General features: G+C 72.2%; 11 protein-coding genes. 5 read left to right on the top strand and 6 right to left on the bottom strand.

What is annotated here, in order from left to right:
- Nucleotides 1-56: 56 nt before the first annotated feature.
- Genes ACZ8ZB_RS18440 through ssd form a run of 4 tightly spaced genes read right to left on the bottom strand, consistent with a single transcriptional unit; the run spans nt 57 to nt 4,022 of the window.
- Nucleotides 57-845: a type II secretion system F family protein gene (locus ACZ8ZB_RS18440; protein ID WP_470738794.1), complete on the bottom strand. Its 789-nt coding sequence runs from the start codon at nt 843-845 to the stop codon at nt 57-59.
- Nucleotides 842-1,717 carry a type II secretion system F family protein gene (locus ACZ8ZB_RS18435; RefSeq protein WP_470738793.1) on the bottom strand — a complete coding sequence of 292 codons (876 nt, stop codon included), beginning with the start codon at nt 1,715-1,717 and terminating at the stop codon, nt 842-844. The genes ACZ8ZB_RS18440 and ACZ8ZB_RS18435 overlap by 4 nt, the downstream gene beginning before the upstream one ends.
- Entirely contained in the window at nt 1,714-2,919 is a 1,206-nt protein-coding gene (locus ACZ8ZB_RS18430; protein WP_470738792.1) for a TadA family conjugal transfer-associated ATPase, read from the bottom strand. The genes ACZ8ZB_RS18435 and ACZ8ZB_RS18430 overlap by 4 nt, the downstream gene beginning before the upstream one ends.
- Nucleotides 2,916-4,022 carry a septum site-determining protein Ssd gene (gene ssd / locus ACZ8ZB_RS18425; protein WP_470738791.1) on the bottom strand — a complete coding sequence of 369 codons (1,107 nt, stop codon included), beginning with the start codon at nt 4,020-4,022 and terminating at the stop codon, nt 2,916-2,918. The genes ACZ8ZB_RS18430 and ssd overlap by 4 nt, the downstream gene beginning before the upstream one ends.
- A gap of 579 nt (nt 4,023-4,601) precedes the next feature.
- Here ssd and ACZ8ZB_RS18420 point away from each other — a divergent pair.
- Nucleotides 4,602-5,435, top strand: coding sequence for an HAD family hydrolase (locus ACZ8ZB_RS18420; RefSeq protein ID WP_470738790.1), 834 nt, complete (start codon nt 4,602-4,604; stop codon nt 5,433-5,435).
- A 365-nt stretch (nt 5,436-5,800) separates the two neighbouring features.
- On the opposite strand, the gene ACZ8ZB_RS18415 is transcribed toward ACZ8ZB_RS18420, so the two are convergent.
- On the bottom strand, nt 5,801-6,625 hold the full coding sequence (locus ACZ8ZB_RS18415) for a Fic family protein (protein ID WP_470738789.1): 825 nt from the start codon (nt 6,623-6,625) through the stop codon (nt 5,801-5,803).
- A 101-nt stretch (nt 6,626-6,726) separates the two neighbouring features.
- Here ACZ8ZB_RS18415 and ACZ8ZB_RS18410 point away from each other — a divergent pair, with 101 nt between their 5' ends.
- Complete coding sequence (locus ACZ8ZB_RS18410) at nt 6,727-7,707, top strand: ATP-binding protein (protein WP_470738788.1); 981 nt, start codon at nt 6,727-6,729, stop codon at nt 7,705-7,707.
- Between the two features lie 3 nt (nt 7,708-7,710).
- Here the strand turns inward: ACZ8ZB_RS18410 and ACZ8ZB_RS18405 are convergent, their stop codons facing one another.
- Nucleotides 7,711-8,982, bottom strand: coding sequence for a polysaccharide deacetylase family protein (locus ACZ8ZB_RS18405; protein ID WP_470738787.1), 1,272 nt, complete (start codon nt 8,980-8,982; stop codon nt 7,711-7,713).
- A 248-nt stretch (nt 8,983-9,230) separates the two neighbouring features.
- On the opposite strand from ACZ8ZB_RS18405, the gene ACZ8ZB_RS18400 reads away from it, so the two are divergent.
- From ACZ8ZB_RS18400 to nhaA, 3 genes are all read left to right on the top strand, one after another.
- Nucleotides 9,231-11,669 carry a SulP family inorganic anion transporter gene (locus tag ACZ8ZB_RS18400; protein WP_470738786.1) on the top strand — a complete coding sequence of 813 codons (2,439 nt, stop codon included), beginning with the start codon at nt 9,231-9,233 and terminating at the stop codon, nt 11,667-11,669.
- A 197-nt stretch (nt 11,670-11,866) separates the two neighbouring features.
- Nucleotides 11,867-13,822: an acetate--CoA ligase gene (gene acs, locus ACZ8ZB_RS18395; RefSeq protein WP_470738785.1), complete on the top strand. Its 1,956-nt coding sequence runs from the start codon at nt 11,867-11,869 to the stop codon at nt 13,820-13,822.
- A 175-nt stretch (nt 13,823-13,997) separates the two neighbouring features.
- Nucleotides 13,998-15,434: a Na+/H+ antiporter NhaA gene (gene nhaA, locus ACZ8ZB_RS18390; protein WP_470738784.1), complete on the top strand. Its 1,437-nt coding sequence runs from the start codon at nt 13,998-14,000 to the stop codon at nt 15,432-15,434.
- Nucleotides 15,435-15,442: the final 8 nt, after the last annotated feature.

Here is a 15,442-nt window from a genome sequence, read left to right as displayed (position 1 = left end):
TGAGGAGAAGTCGCATTGATCTTGTGGTTCGTGTCGCTTCCGTCAGTCGCCTCCCGTCAGACGCCGCCTCCTCCCAGCACCCCGCCCGCGAGCCCGATCACCACGGGCAGCACGCCGACCGCGATGAACGCGGGCAGGAAGCACAGCCCCACCGGCGCGCTGACCATGACAGCCGCCCGCCGGGCCCGTGTGGTCGCCGCGCGGGTCCACTCCGCACGGGCATCGGCGGCGAGCCTGGTCGCGGGAACGGCCAGGGGAAGTCCGGACACATCGGCCCGCTCCAGCAGCCGGGCCAGAGGCCCGGCGCCCGGCACCGACGCCAGCCGGCGCCATGCCGCGGCCGGTTCACCGCCGAGTCTCACCTCCGCCGCGCCCCGCGCCAGCGCCTCCCCGACCGGCCCGCCCAAGGTCTCTCCGACGGTCTGCGCGGCGAGTACCGGGCCCGCGCCCACCGCGATGCAGGCGGCCAGCAGATCGGCGGCGAGCGGCAGTTGGCGTTCCGCCCCGGCGGTGCCGGGCTCCCGCGCGTGCGGAGCGGCCGCCCTCCGCCGCAGACGCCACCACCACAGTCCCGCCGCCACGGCCGACCCCGCCACCGCTCCGGCCGGACCGCCCACCAGCACCCATCCGGCGCCCGCCACTCCCGCGTACGGCAGCCGGCTCCGCACGACGCGCAGCAGTGCGAGGTGGGGGGCAGCCACCGTCCGTTCCAGGGTCAGCGCCTCGGCCAGTCGGCGCCGCGCTCTCCGTCCTTGCCGCACACGGCCCCACCACCCCGCCAGGCCGGCGAGCGCGGACACCGCCCCCAGCACCGCCCCCAGCCCGTGGACGAGTTCTCCGCTCATGCCGCCGCCTCCTCGGCACCCCGCACGATCCGCAGGGCCCACCACAGCCCCAGGCCCTCCAGCACTCCGCCGGCCGCCAGACAGACCAGTCCCGACGGTGTGTGCAGCAGGATGTGCAGCGGGTCGGCGCCGAGCGCCGCCCCGAGCGCCAGGCCCACGACCGGCAGCCCGGCGAGCAGCACCGCCGTCGCGCGGGCGCCGGCCAACTGGGCTCGCAGGTCGGCCCGCTGGTCCCGTTCGGCGCGCAGCGCCGCTTCCAGCCGGTCGAGCCCGGCAGCGAGCCCGGCTCCCTGGTCCACCGCCACCCGCCAGCACGCGGCGAGTCCCCTCAGTCCTTCGGCGCCCGGCTCCCGCGCCGCCTCCGCGAGTGCCTCCGGGACGTCCCCGCCGAAGCGCGCCGCCGCCAGCACCGTCGCCTGCATGTCACCGAGCCCGCCGGAGTCCCGCGCGGCCGGCAGCAGCGCCTCTCCCGGCTGTCGCCCGGCGCGCACCTCCCCGGCGAGCGCTCCGCACAGAGCGATCACCGCGTCGCCGCGGTCCTCTCGCGCGCGGCGTCGCCCGGCGGCCCGCCGCACCCGCCGCAGCAAGGGCACCCCGGCCGCCCCCGCGACGACCGGCAGCGGCGACGCACCCAGTACCGCCAGCACCAGGCCCGCGGCCAACGACCACCACTCGGCCCGCAGCCGTCCGCGCGTCCGTCCCCACGCCCGGGCCACCCGGGGCCACCCCGGCGGCCCGCCGCCCACCGCCTCCCCGCCGGCCAGCAGCAGTCGCGCCCGCCCGGCCCCGGCATGCCCTCCGCCCAGCAGCCAGGCCGCGGCCCCCAGGCACGCCACGGCCGCACCCGTCGACACCTCGGTCGTCCCGTTCATTCCCCGATCCCCGCCCCCGGTCCGCCGGCGTTCGTGTTCCGGAGCAGCTCCCGCAGGCGCTGCCATCCCCGCTCCCGGGTGAAGGCCTGCGGGCCCCACCGCAGCGCCGGCACCGTCCGCACCAGCCCCGACGGGTCCCGTTCCAGCACATGCACCTCCGCGATCCGCCGCCGTCCGCTCCGGTCGCGCACGAGGTGCAGCACCACCGAGAGGGCGGCCGAGACCTGGCTGTGCAGGGCGTACCGGTCGAGTCCGGCGGCCGTACCGAGCGCCTCCAGCCGGGCCGGTACGTCGGTGGCGGCATTGGCATGGACCGTTCCCGAGCCGTCGTGGCCCGTGTTGAGGGCGGCCAGCAGATGAACCACCTCCGGGCCGCGCACCTCGCCGACGACCAGCCGGTCCGGCCGCATCCGCAGTGCCTGCCGCACCAGGTCCTCGAGGGTGACGAGGCCCGCGCCCTCCTGGTTGGCGGGTCTGGTCTCCAGGCGCACGACGTGCGGATGATCGGGCCGCAGTTCCGCCGAGTCCTCGGCCAGGACGATGCGCTCGTCCGGCCCGACCAGCCCCAGCAGCGCGCTCAGCAGGGTCGTCTTGCCACTGCCGGTCCCCCCGCTGACGAGGAACGACAGCCGCGCGTCCAGCAGCGCCCGCAGCACGCGGTCCCCGCCCGGCGGGACCGTCCCGGCCGCCACGAGTTCGTCGAGGGTGAAGGCGCGCGGTCGTACGACCCGTAGCGACAGGCAGGCGCAGCCGACGGCCACCGGGGGCAGCACCGCGTGCAGTCTGGTTCCGTCGGGCAGCCGTGCGTCGACCCAGGGCCGGGCGTCGTCCAGGCGCCGGCCGGCCACGGCGGCGAGCCGCTGGGCGAGGCGCCGGACGGCCGTCTCGTCGGAGAAGGCCACCTCGGTCAGTTCCAGCCCGCCGCCCCGGTCCACCCAGACCCGGTCCGGCGCCGACACCAGCACATCGGTCACCGAGGGCTCGGACAGGAGCCGCTCCAGGGGTCCGCTGCCGACCAGCTCGGACCGCAACTGCTCGGCCGCCCCGAGCACCTCGGCGTCGCCGAGCACCCGCCCCTGGTCCCGCAGTGCCTGCGCCACCCGCGCGGGCGTCGGCTCGGCCCCGCTCTCGGCCAGCCACCGCCGTACCCCGTCGAGCAGCCCGGGAGGCATGACCGCCGCGCTCGTCGCCTGCCTCCTCATGCCGCCCTCGCCTCCACCAGCGCCCGCTCCCAGAACTCCCTGCAGAAACGGGCCAGCGGTCCCCGGCCCGAGACGCCGGGCGGCCGGCCCGCCTCGTACGGGCGCCGCAGGGCGGGTTCGCCGGGCACGTCCCCGGCGAGGGGAAGTCCGAGCAACCGGGCCACTTCCCGGTCGTCCAGTCCCGGCGCGTACGGCCCGCGCACCGCCACCCGCAGATCGCGCAGGACCATGCCCACGGCGGAGGCGACACGGCCCGCCGCCGCGACGGCGCGCAGTTCCGCGGGGACCACGAGGAGCCCGAGGTCGAGCTGGGCGAGTACCTCGGCGACCCCGTCGTCGACGCGGCGCGGCAGGTCGACCACGACGGCGCCGCCCCCGCGCCGCGCCGCGGCGAGCACCGCGCGCACGGCCCTGGGCGGTACGGCGAGACAGTCGCCGCGGTCCCAGCTGAGTACGCGCAGCGAGTGCAGTTCCGGCAGCGACTCCTCCAGGGCGCCGCCGCCGACCCGGCCGTGTGACGCGGCGAACGCCGGCCAGCGCAGCCCCTTGGCCGTCTCGCCCCCGAGGGCCACGTCGAGTCCGCCGCCCAGCGGATCGGCGTCCACCAGGAGGGTGCGCAGCCCCTCACGCGCGGAGGCGACGGCGAGCGCGCACGCGAGCGTGGACGCTCCGGCACCGCCCCGGCCGCCGATGACGCCGACCGTCAGGGCGGGCCGTCCGACGCCTTCGACCACGTCGGCGATGCGGTCGACCAGCCACTGCTCGCCGTCGGGCAGCATCAGGACGTGGTCGGCGCCGATCTCGACGGCCCGCCGCCAGACCCCGGGATCGTCCTGGTCCCGGCCGACCAGCACCACCCCCGGCCGGCGCGCCGCCCCGCGCACCCGTCGCGCGGCGTCGTCCCCGACCAGGACGAGCGGTGCGGCCTCCCAGCCGCCCCTTGGTTCCGGCACCGTGTGATGGACCTCCGGTGTGGCGCCGGCCGCCGCGCACAGGCGCAGCAGGTCGTCGAGGAGCCCGGCGTCCTCGGTGAGGATCAGCGGTGCGTCCGGCCGGCCTCCTCCGGTGGCCGGCGGCGGATCGTGAGTGATGGTTCCGGACATGTTCGTCCCCCTTTGCCGCATCTCTCGCGCAGCCCCTGCGGCCCCGCGATTCCCAGACGTGTGAAGAGCCGACAAGCGGTCTCCCTTTGAACGGCCGACGGAAACCGGCCGCGGGCGACCCGACAAACGGAACCGGATGTGAACTCACGGCGAGCGGGACGCACCGGAATCACGATGCGGCGATGCGGAAAAACATGTGGATCTTGACCAATAACTGTGGACGAGCCGGCGGCTGTGAATATCGCGGTCACCCATACCGGTGACTCCCGCGCACCCCCTGTGCGACTTCCGCAGAGCAGTCCGGCGACTACCGCGGGTAACTACTCATGCGCATGACAAAAAGGGCGAGCCCGGTACCGGCACAGTGCGCCCACCACGAGGAGATTGAGGAAAACCCACCCGGACATGCGACGACCCCCGCCGGGGGGGAGAGCGGGGGTCGTCCCCACGGCCGACTCGGGGGGGGAGGAGTCGGACCGGGTTAGCACGGTCGCGAACGATCCGTGACTTCCATGGTGTACCCGAGAGCCCTCTCAGGCAAACCCACACGCCCCACCTTACGCCGAATGGGCTGCGCCTATGCTCAGGGACGTGGAAAACCACTCGATGCCCCGCACAGCCGCCTTCTTTGACCTGGACAAGACGGTCATTGCGAAGTCGAGCACGCTCACGTTCAGCAAGTCGTTCTATCAAGGCGGCCTGATCAACCGCAGGGCCGTCCTGCGCACCGCCTACTCCCAGTTCGTGTTCCTGGCCGGCGGCGCCGATCACGACCAGATGGAGCGGATGCGCAAGTACCTGTCCGCGCTGTGCCGCGGCTGGAACGTCCAGCAGGTCAGGGAGATCGTCGCCGAGACGCTGCACGACCTGATCGATCCGATCATCTACGACGAGGCCGCCACCCTCATCGAGCAGCACCACACCGCGGGACGCGATGTCGTGATCGTGTCCACGTCGGGCGCCGAGGTGGTCGAACCGATCGGCGAACTGCTCGGCGTGGACCGGGTGGTGGCCACCCGTATGGCCGTGGGCGACGACGGGTGCTTCACCGGCGAGGTGGAGTACTACGCGTACGGCCCGACCAAGGCCGAGGCGATCAGGGAGCTGGCCGAGTCGGAGGGCTACGACCTGGCCCGTTGCTACGCCTACAGCGACTCGGTGACCGATGTGCCGATGCTGGAGTCCGTGGGCCACCCGCACGCCGTGAACCCGGACCGCGCACTGCGCCGGGAGGCCCTCGCGCGGGGGTGGCCGATCCTCGACTTCCACCGGCCGGTACGGCTCAAGCAGCGCTTCCCCGCGTTCTCCGTACCGCCGCGCCCCGCCCTGGTCGCGGCGGCCGCCATAGGCGCCGCGGCGGCCACCGCGGGCCTCGTCTGGTACGCGAGCCGACGCCGCACGACGGCGGCCTGACCGCCCCCGCACGAGTCGCCCGCGCCCGCCCCTTCCGCACGCCTTCGGGCACAAAAGCAAAGAAGCGGGGCGAGGACTTCCACTTGCCCCGAACCCGGAGTACAAAGGACTTGACGGCCCGCGAGACCAAGGGCATCCGAGAGGATCACCCTCACCCACGCATCAGTGGCCCCACGGACCGAGCACGAACACCGGGAACCCACGCGACGCCGACCCGTCGATTACGGGCCAGCCGCACCAGGTGACGGGCAAAGCCCCCGACCTGATGGGCACATATCGAGGACGCTTGGTAACGCGGTGGACGTGCCAGCGGCGGTACGAGTATTCGTACCGCCGCATTTCCGTCCGGCTCCCGCCCGGCCCCTTTACGCGGCCCCGCGCTGGAGCGCCTCGCAGACGGCCGTCGACTCGCGCGCGCCCAGCTCGACCGCGCGTCCGCAGTGGGCGATCCAGGCCGCCACACCCTCGGGAGTACCGGAGACGTAGCCCTCCAGCGCCTCCAGATAGGCCTTCCGGCCCAGTTCTGCGTGACCGACCTCGGCCGGGCAGACCGACTTGGGGTCGAGACCGCTGCCGACCAGGACGATGCGCTCGGCCGTACGTGCGACCAGGCCGTTGTGGGAGGTGAAGGGGCGCAGCGCGAGGAGTTCGCCGTGCACGACGGCGGCCGTCACCAGCGCCGGCGCGGAACCGCCCGCGATGATCAGTTCGGACAGCCCGTCCAGCCGGCCGTGCGCCTCCGCCGCACTCGGCAGACCGAGCCCGATCAAGGGCTCGACGACCGGCTCGCCCTCCTGACGGGGCCGTCCGACCCGTTCGGCCTTGTCGGCCGCCGCGACCAGGTGCAGCCGGGCCAGGACCCGCAGCGGCGACTGCCGCCAGATGGACAGCAACTGCCCCGCCTCGGCGGTCAGCCGCAGCGCCGCGCCCATCGTGCGGGCGCCGTCGTCGCCGCTGAAGTCGCTGCGCCGACGCACCTCCTCGAGGGCCCAGTCCGCGCCCGACAGCGCCGCCGAGCCACGGGCGCCGCGCAGCGCCGCCTCGGAGGTGATCTCGTTGCTGCGCCGCCGCATGACCCGGTGTCCGTAGACCCGGTCCACGGCCTTGCGCACGGACTCCACGGAGTCGGCCACTCCGGGCAGGGAGCCCAGGGCGGCGAGCGGATCGGCGGTCGCGCCTGTCGTACTCATGAGTACGACACTACGCACCCCCGGCGCCCACCCCACGAAGGAGTGGTCTTCTTCACGCCCGACCACCACATAAAGCGATCAATCCATTACGCTTGGTGAACATGAAAATTGCTTTCGTGGGAAAGGGCGGCAGCGGGAAGACGACCCTGTCCTCCTTGTTCATCCGTCATCTCGCGGCCGCCGGGGCCCCGGTCGTCGCGGTGGACGCCGACATCAACCAGCACCTCGGGGCCGCGCTGGGCCTGGACGAGGCGGAGGCCGCCGCGCTGCCCGCGATGGGCGAGCACCTGCCGCTGATCAAGGACTATCTGCGCGGCACCAATCCGCGCATCGCGTCCGCCGAGACGATGATCAAGACCACTCCGCCCGGTGAGGGCTCCCGGCTGCTGCGGGTGTGCGAGGACAATCCGGTCTACGACGCCTGCGCACGGCCGGTGGAACTCGACGGCGGGGCCGTCCGCCTGATGGTCACCGGCCCCTTCACCGACGCCGACCTGGGCGTCGCCTGCTACCACTCCAAGACCGGGGCGGTGGAGCTGTGCCTGAACCACCTGGTGGACGGCCCCGGCGAGTACGTCGTGGTCGACATGACGGCCGGCTCGGACTCCTTCGCCTCCGGCATGTTCACCCGCTTCGACATCACGTTCCTGGTGGCCGAGCCGACCCGGAAGGGGGTCTCCGTCTATCGCCAGTACAAGGAGTACGCCCGCGACTTCGGCGTCACCCTGAAGGTCGTCGGCAACAAGGTGCAGGGCCCGGACGACCTCGACTTCCTCCGCGCGGAGGCCGGGGAGGACCTGCTGGTGACGGTGGGGCACTCGGACTGGGTCCGCGCCATGGAGAAGGGCCGCCCGCTCCGCTTCGGCCTCCTGGAGGAACCCAACCGGCACGCGCTGCGCCTGCTGCACTCGGCCGCCGACGCGACGTACGCGTCGCGCGACCATGAGCGTTACACCCGCCAGATGACGCACTTCCACCTGAAGAACGCCCGGTCGTGGGGCGACGAGCGCACCGGGACCGACCTGGCGGCCCAGATCGACCCCGGTTTCGTGCTCGGCGAGAACGTCACGGCGTCCGCCTGACGCTCACCGCTTCTCGGCCGCGGCTCCGGGCGCCCCCTTGGGGGCCGGCGCGGAACCACCCGCCAGGAAGGACTCCCAGCCCTTCTTCGGAGCCTCGCCGACATCCAGCGTGCGCAGTTTCGCCAGGACCTCCGGGTCCTGGGCGTCCAGCCAGTCCACGAGCTGCCGGAACGAGACACAGCGCACCTCGGACTTGGTGCACACCTCCTCGATGACCTCCTCGACGGCCCGCATGTAGGTGCCGCCGTTCCAGGACTCGAAGTGGTTGCCGATGATCAGGGGCGCCCTGTTGCCCTCGTAGGCCCGCTCGAACCCCTGGAGGAGGCCGTCCCGCATCTGGTCGCCCCACATCTCGTGTCTGGCGGGGTCGCCCTGGGTGGTGGTGCCCGACTGGTTGACCATGAAGTTGTAGTCCATGGTGAGCTGTTCGAAGGAGTGTCCGGGGAAGGGCACGAGCTGCATCGACAGGTCCCACAGGCCCTGTTCCTTCTTCGGCCACACCTGGTTGTCGACCCCGCTGGTGTCGTAACGGAAACCCAGGTCGCGGGCGGCCTTCATGAAGTTCTCCCGCCCCTCCAGGCAGGGGGTGCGGGCGCCGATCAGCTCCTTGTCGTAGTCGAAGGGCAGTGGGGCCGAGTCCTTCATGCCGGTGTTGGTCTTCCAGGTCTTCACAAAGCTCTTGGCCTGGGCGATCTCGTCCTTCCAGTCCGCCACCGACCATTCGCCGACGCCACCGCCGCTGCCGCAGAAGTGCCCGTTGAAGTGAGTGCCGATCTCGTTGCCCTCGAGCCAGGCGAGACGCAGCTGCTCCACGGTGTCGGCGATGCCCTCCTGGTCGTTGAAACCGATGTCGGAGCGGCCCGGGGAGTGCCGCGGCGGGCGGTACAGATCGCGTTTCTCCTCCGGCAGCAGGTACACGCCGCTCAGGAAGTACGTCATGGTCGCGTTGTTCTCCTTGGCGACCTTGCGGAAATGCGAGAAGAGCTTCTGGCTGTCCTCGCCCGCGCCGTCCCAGGAGAAGACCACGAACTGCGGGGGCTTCTCGCCGCGCTTCAGCCGCTCGGGCCGGGGCAGGTGCGGCTGTGCCCCGGTGTACGCGGTGGAGCCGTCGCCGATCAGCCGGACGACGTTCTTCGGTGCCGGAGCCGGCTTGGCCTTCTCCTGGTCACGAGCCCGCTCGCCGGTGCCGCCGGCGCCGCTCCCGCAGCCGGCGAGCGAGGCGACGCAGACCGCGGCGATCACGGTGCCCGTGGCGATTCTGTGGGTGGCGGCCATCCGCCCACCTTCTTCCTTCTCTCGGACCGAGCTCGATGAGGGCTTTGCCTGGTGCCGTGCCGGTCCACGCCGACAGCGCCGTCAAGGTCGCACGGAACAAAGAAGGAATTAATACGACAAGCCGATGAAATGGCTACATCACTCGCTGAGGTGAACGACTCACCCATTTGCCCGTAAAGTCTATGCCAGCCCTTTACTCTCAATTACGATCCGTTTACGGATTGTTGATAGGTGAGAGAGGGGAAACCATGTCAGCCTGCGTTCCCGCCCGCGCCGCCGACTCGGATCGGACCGAGCGGGTCCATCCGCCCCACAGCCCGCCGCCGCGCCCCCCGCGTCCGCGTATCGCGGGAGCCGATCTGTCGGCCTCGATCGCGGTCTTCCTGATCGCCCTTCCGCTGTCCCTCGGCATCGCCCTCGCCACCGGCGCACCGCTCCAGGCCGGCCTGGTCGCCGCCGCCGTGGGCGGAATCGTCGTCGGACGGATCGGCGGCTCCCCGCTCCAGGTGAGCGGTCCCGCGGCCGGACTCACCGTCGTCACCGCCGACCTCATCCAGCACTACGGCTGGCGGACGACCTGTGCCATCACCGTCCTCGCCGGAATCGCCCAGCTCGGCCTCGGCTGCCTGCGCGTGGCGCGCGGCGCGCTCGCCGTGAGCCCCGCGATCGTGCACGGGATGCTCGCCGGCATCGGTGTCACCATCGCCGTCGCCCAGCTGCACATCGTCCTCGGCGGCACCCCGCAGAGCTCCGTACCCGACAACCTCCTCGCCCTTCCCTCCCAGTTGGCGAACCTGCGCCCCGAAGCCCTGTCGGTGAGCCTGCTGACCCTGGCCCTGCTGCTGCTCTGGCCCCGGCTCCCGGGCCGCACCGGACGCGTTCTCCGCGCTGTTCCGGCAGCGCTCGTCGCCGTCTCCGGAGCCACCGCGGTCGCCGCCGCGGCCGGCCTCGTCCTGCCCAAGGTGGACCTGCCGTCCTGGCGCAACCACGCCCTGGCCGGGCTGCCCGAGGGACCCGTGCTCGGCCTCGCCGCCGCCGTGCTCACCACGACGCTGGTGTGCAGCGTGCAGTCGCTGCTCGGCGCCGTGGCCGTGGACAAGCTGGTGTCCGCCCGTCCCGGTCCCGGCCACGTCGGACGCTCCGATCTGGACCGTGAACTGCTCGGGCAGGGCACGGCCAACATCGTCTCCGGCTCGCTCGGCGGACTCCCGGTGGCCGGAGTGGCGGTCCGCAGTTCCGCCAACGTCAAAGCGGGCGCCGTGAGCCGGAACTCCACGATGCTGCACGGCGTTCTCGTGGTGATCGCCGCGCTGCTGATGGTCCCGCTCCTGGAGCTCATCCCGCTCGCCTCGCTCGCCGCCCTGGTGATGGCCGTCGGCATCCAGATGGTGTCCCTGCACCACATCCGCACGGTGACCCGCCACCGCGAAGTCCTGGTCTACGCCGTGACCACCCTCGGCGTCGTGTCCCTCGGTGTCCTGGAGGGCGTGGCGCTGGGCATCGCCGTCGCCGTCGGGGTGGCACTGCACCGGCTCACCCGCACCCGGATCACGCACGAGGAGAAGGAAGGAGTCCATCACGTAGACGTACGGGGCCAGCTGACGTTCCTCGCCGTGCCACGGCTCAGCCGGGCCCTGCACCTCGTCCCCCAAGGGGCCGACGCGGTCGTGGCGCTGAACGGCTCCTTCATGGACCACGCGGCGTACGAGACGCTGCAGGACTGGCAGAGCACGCACACCTCCCGGGGCGGCACCGTCGAGATCACCGGCCGCCGTGCCGGGGTCTGGATCGCCGAACCCGCAACCCTCGCCTCCGGGCACCCGCCCGGCATGAGCGAGGAGGCCGACGCGTCCGGCGCCGGCTGCCGCTGCCGGCCCTGGACGGCCTGGCGCAACCACCAGTGCGAACGCCCATGCCCCCTGCCGGGCGACGCCCCACGGCCGGCCGGAACCGACGGAGGGAAGAGAGCGGACGGAACGGACGGAGCCGCCGAAGGCGTACCGGAGCAGTCCGGCGCCGGCGGCCACGCGCTGATGCGCGGCATCAGCGCGTTCCAGCGCAACACCGCTCCCCTGGTCCGCGGCGAGCTGGCCCGGCTGGCGCGCGAGGGACAGCGGCCCGCACAGCTGTTCCTGACCTGCGCCGACTCCCGGGTGGTCACCTCGATGATCACGGCCAGTGGTCCGGGAGACCTGTTCGTGGTGCGCAATGTCGGCAACCTCGTGCCGCCCCCCGGTGCGGAGAGCGGCGACGACTCCGTGGCCGCCGCGATCGAGTACGCCGTGGAGGTGCTGGCGGTCCGGTCGATCACGGTGTGCGGGCACTCGGGGTGCGGTGCGATGCAGGCGTTGCTCGACACCGGGCAGGACGACGCGCGCACCCCGCTGAGACGCTGGCTGCGACACGGCCGGCCGAGCCTGGAGCGCATGGGCGACGGCAGCGGGCCCCCGCCCCGGCTGGCCGGGCGGGCACCCGCCGACGCGGTCGAGCAGCTCTGCCTGACGAACGTGGTGCAGCAGCTGGAGCATCTGCGCGCCCATGAATCGGTGGCCCGGGCCCTGAAGGACGGCGCCCTGGAGCTGCACGGCATGTACTTCCACGTGGGTGAGGCCCAGGCGTACCTCCTCACCGAGCGGGAGGGGGGCAGAGTGTTCGACCGGGTGCGGTCCGCGGACCCGGCGAGGTGAGGGGAGCCGTGCGATTGTGAGAGGCGTTACACACCTTGAACCGGCTCACTCCGGGCTCCGTGGGAAGAGGTGTCGCACATCGCACCACCCCATCCGACAGGTCTAAACCAATTTCCCGTCGGCCCTTGTCAGCGCACCCCCGGGTCTGATGAGCTGTGGCCTGGGACACAACGGACACCCTGGGAAAGGCAGATGCCGTGAGCAATGAAAGCCTGGCCAACCTTCTGAAGGAGGAGCGTCGCTTCTCGCCCCCCGCCGACCTGGCCGCGAACGCCAACGTCACGGCGGAGGCGTATGAACAGGCCAAGGCTGACAGGCTCGGCTTCTGGGCCGAGCAGGCCCGCCGACTGACCTGGGCCACCGAGCCCACCGAGACCCTGGACTGGTCGAACCCGCCGTTCGCCAAGTGGTTCAAGGACGGCGAGCTCAACGTCGCCCACAACTGCGTGGACCGGCATGTGGAGGCCGGGCACGGCGACCGGGTCGCCATCCACTTCGAGGGCGAGCCGGGCGACAGCCGCGCCATCACCTACGCCCAGCTCAAGGGCGAGGTCTCCAAGGCCGCCAACGCCCTGCTGGAGCTCGGCGTCCGGCAGGGCGACCGGGTCGCCGTCTACATGCCGATGATCCCGGAGACCGCGGTCGCGATGCTGGCCTGCGCCCGCATCGGCGCCACGCACTCCGTCGTCTTCGGCGGTTTCTCGGCAGACGCGCTCGCCACCCGTATCCAGGACGCCGACGCGCGTGTCGTCATCACGGCCGACGGCGGCTACCGGCGCGGCAAGCCCTCCGCGCTCAAGCCGGCCGTGGACGAGGCGATCGCCAAGGCCGGCACCGTCGAGCACGTCCTCGTCGTCCGCCGCACCGGCCAGGACGTCGCCTGGACCGAGGGCCGCGACGTGTGGTGGCACGACCTGGTGGAGCGGCAGAGCGCCGAGCACACCCCCCAGGCGTTCGGGGCCGAGCACCCGCTGTTCATCCTCTACACCTCGGGGACGACGGGTAAGCCGAAGGGCATCCTGCACACCTCCGGCGGCTACCTGACCCAGACGGCGTACACGCACTGGGCCGTGTTCGACCTCAAGCCGGAGACGGACGTGTACTGGTGCACGGCCGACGTCGGCTGGGTCACCGGGCACTCCTACATCGTCTACGGCCCGCTCGCCAACGGCGCCACCCAGGTGATGTACGAGGGCACGCCGGACACCCCGCACCAGGGCCGCTTCTGGGAGATCGTGCAGAAGTACGGCGTGACGATCCTCTACACGGCGCCCACCGCGATCCGCACGTTCATGAAGTGGGGCGACGACATCCCCGCCAAGTTCGACCTCGGCAGCCTGCGGGTGCTGGGCTCGGTGGGCGAGCCGATCAACCCCGAGGCGTGGATCTGGTACCGCAAGAACATCGGCGCGGACCGCACCCCGGTGGTGGACACCTGGTGGCAGACCGAGACCGGCGGCATCATGATCTCCCCGCTGCCGGGCGTGACCGACGCCAAGCCGGGCTCCGCCCAGACCCCGCTGCCCGGCATCGCCGCGACCGTCGTCGACGACGAGGCGAACGAGGTGCCCGACGGCGGCGGCGGCTACCTGGTCCTCACCGAGCCGTGGCCGTCGATGCTGCGCACCATCTGGGGCGACGACCAGCGGTTCATCGACACCTACTGGTCGCGCTTCGAGGGCAGGTACTTCGCCGGCGACGGCGCCAAGAAGGACGACGACGGCGACATCTGGCTGCTCGGCCGGGTCGACGACGTGATGCTGGTGTCCGGCCACAACATCTCCACCACGGAGGTCGAGTCCGCGCTCGTCTCCCACCCGTCGGTCGCCGAGGCGGCCGTGGTCGGCGCGGCGGACGAGACGACCGGGCAGGCGATCGTCGCCTTCGTGATCCTGCGCGGTACGGCGGCGGAGAGCGAGGACCTCGTCGGTGAGCTGCGCGGCCACGTGGGCGCCACGCTCGGCCCGATCGCCAAGCCCCAGCGGATCCTGCCGGTGGCCGAGCTGCCGAAGACCCGCTCCGGCAAGATCATGCGCCGTCTGCTGCGGGACGTCGCGGAGAACCGCCAGCTCGGCGACGTCACGACGCTGACGGACAGCACGGTCATGGATCTCATCCAGGCCAAGCTGCCCCAGGCGCCCGGCGAGGACTGAGCGGGCAGCGACCGACCGTCTCGGGCACCCCGCGCATCCGTGCGCGAGGTGCCCGAGATGCTGCTGATGCACTCCGGAAGCACGTTAGATACGCTAAAGAAAAGCTGTCTCATGGGGCGCCGGGAAGTCTGGTCGGCACACGATTCGTGCTGCCCGCCGACCGGAGGAACTCCCCGTGACCACGCCCCGCACCCCCAGCCCCCGCAAGGCCCTCGGACGCCTCTCCCTGCCCGAGCGGTCGTACGTGGTGGACGCACTGCGCACCGAGACGGTCGGCGGCGTCCTGCTCCTCCTCGCCGCCGTCGCCGCGCTGGTCTGGGCGAACGTGCCCGCGCTGCACGACAGCTACGAGAGCGTCAGCCACTTCCACTTCGGCCCCGAGGCCCTCGGGCTCGACCTGTCCGTGGCGCACTGGGCCGCCGACGGGCTGCTCGCCGTCTTCTTCTTCGTCGCGGGCATCGAGCTCAAACGCGAACTGGTCGCCGGTGACCTGCGCGATCCCAAGGCCGCCATGCTCCCCGTCGTCGCCGCCCTGTGCGGCATGGCCGCCCCGGCGCTGGTCTACGCGCTCACCAGCGGCGTGGGCGGCGGCTCCCTGGCCGGCTGGGCCGTGCCCACCGCCACCGACATCGCCTTCGCGCTCGCCGTGCTCGCCGTCATCGGGACCTCCCTGCCGAGCGCGCTGCGGGCCTTCCTGCTCACCCTCGCCGTCGTCGACGACCTGTTCGCGATCCTGATCATCGCGGTCTTCTTCACCGACGACCTGAACTTCACGGCGCTCGGCGGCGCGGTGGCGGGGCTGGTCGTCTTCTGGCTGCTGCTGCGCAAGGGCGTGCGCGGCTGGTACGTGTACGTGCCGCTCGCGCTGGTCGTGTGGGCGCTGATGTACAACAGCGGCGTCCACGCCACCATCGCCGGTGTCGCCATGGGCCTGATGCTGCGCTGCCACCGCCACGAGGGTGAGGAGCACTCCCCCGGCGAGCACATCGAGCACCTCGTCCGGCCGCTCTCCGCGGGCCTCGCGGTGCCGCTGTTCGCCCTGTTCAGCGCGGGCGTGGCGATCTCCGGCGACGCCCTCGCGGACGTGTTCACCCAGCCCGAGACGCTCGGCGTGGTGCTCGGGCTCGTCGTCGGCAAGACGCTCGGCATCTTCGGCGGTACGTGGCTGACGGCACGCTTCACCAGGGCCTCGCTCAGCGACGACCTGGCCTGGGCGGACGTGTTCGCGGTGGCGACCCTCGCCGGGATCGGGTTCACCGTCTCGCTGCTCATCGGGGAACTCGCCTTCGAAGGCGACGCGCCGATGACCGACAGCGTCAAGGCGGCGGTCCTGACCGGCTCGCTGATCGCCACCGTGGTCGCGACGGTGCTGCTGAAGATACGGAACGTCAAGTACCGCAGGCTGACCGAGGAGGAGGAGCGCGACGAGGACCACAGCGGCGTACCGGACGTCTACGAGCAGGACGACCCGGCGTACCACCTGCGCATGGCGGAGCTCCACGCGCACAAGGCGGCCGAGCACCGGCGCCTCGCCCGGGAGAAGGCTGCCGAGCGGGACGCGCTTGCCGAAGTGACGGGCGGGGCAGGCGAGGAGCACGACGGTCCGGCATGATCTGACGA

The organism is Streptomyces sp. 12E, from assembly GCF_055633275.1.
This window is presented reverse-complemented; position numbering and strand designations above follow the sequence as displayed.

Bases quoted from the DNA above. Each gene is read 5' to 3' on its own strand.
- ACZ8ZB_RS18440 (WP_470738794.1), bottom strand. From the start codon at position 845: ATGAGCGGAGAACTCGTCCACGGGCTGGGGGCGGTGCTGGGGGCGGTG.
- ACZ8ZB_RS18435 (WP_470738793.1), bottom strand. From the start codon at position 1,717: ATGAACGGGACGACCGAGGTGTCGACGGGTGCGGCCGTGGCGTGCCTG.
- ACZ8ZB_RS18430 (WP_470738792.1), bottom strand. From the start codon at position 2,919: ATGAGGAGGCAGGCGACGAGCGCGGCGGTCATGCCTCCCGGGCTGCTC.
- ssd (WP_470738791.1), bottom strand. From the start codon at position 4,022: ATGTCCGGAACCATCACTCACGATCCGCCGCCGGCCACCGGAGGAGGC.
- ACZ8ZB_RS18420 (WP_470738790.1), top strand. From the start codon at position 4,602: ATGCTCAGGGACGTGGAAAACCACTCGATGCCCCGCACAGCCGCCTTC.
- ACZ8ZB_RS18415 (WP_470738789.1), bottom strand. From the start codon at position 6,625: ATGAGTACGACAGGCGCGACCGCCGATCCGCTCGCCGCCCTGGGCTCC.
- ACZ8ZB_RS18410 (WP_470738788.1), top strand. From the start codon at position 6,727: ATGAAAATTGCTTTCGTGGGAAAGGGCGGCAGCGGGAAGACGACCCTG.
- ACZ8ZB_RS18405 (WP_470738787.1), bottom strand. From the start codon at position 8,982: ATGGCCGCCACCCACAGAATCGCCACGGGCACCGTGATCGCCGCGGTC.
- ACZ8ZB_RS18400 (WP_470738786.1), top strand. From the start codon at position 9,231: ATGTCAGCCTGCGTTCCCGCCCGCGCCGCCGACTCGGATCGGACCGAG.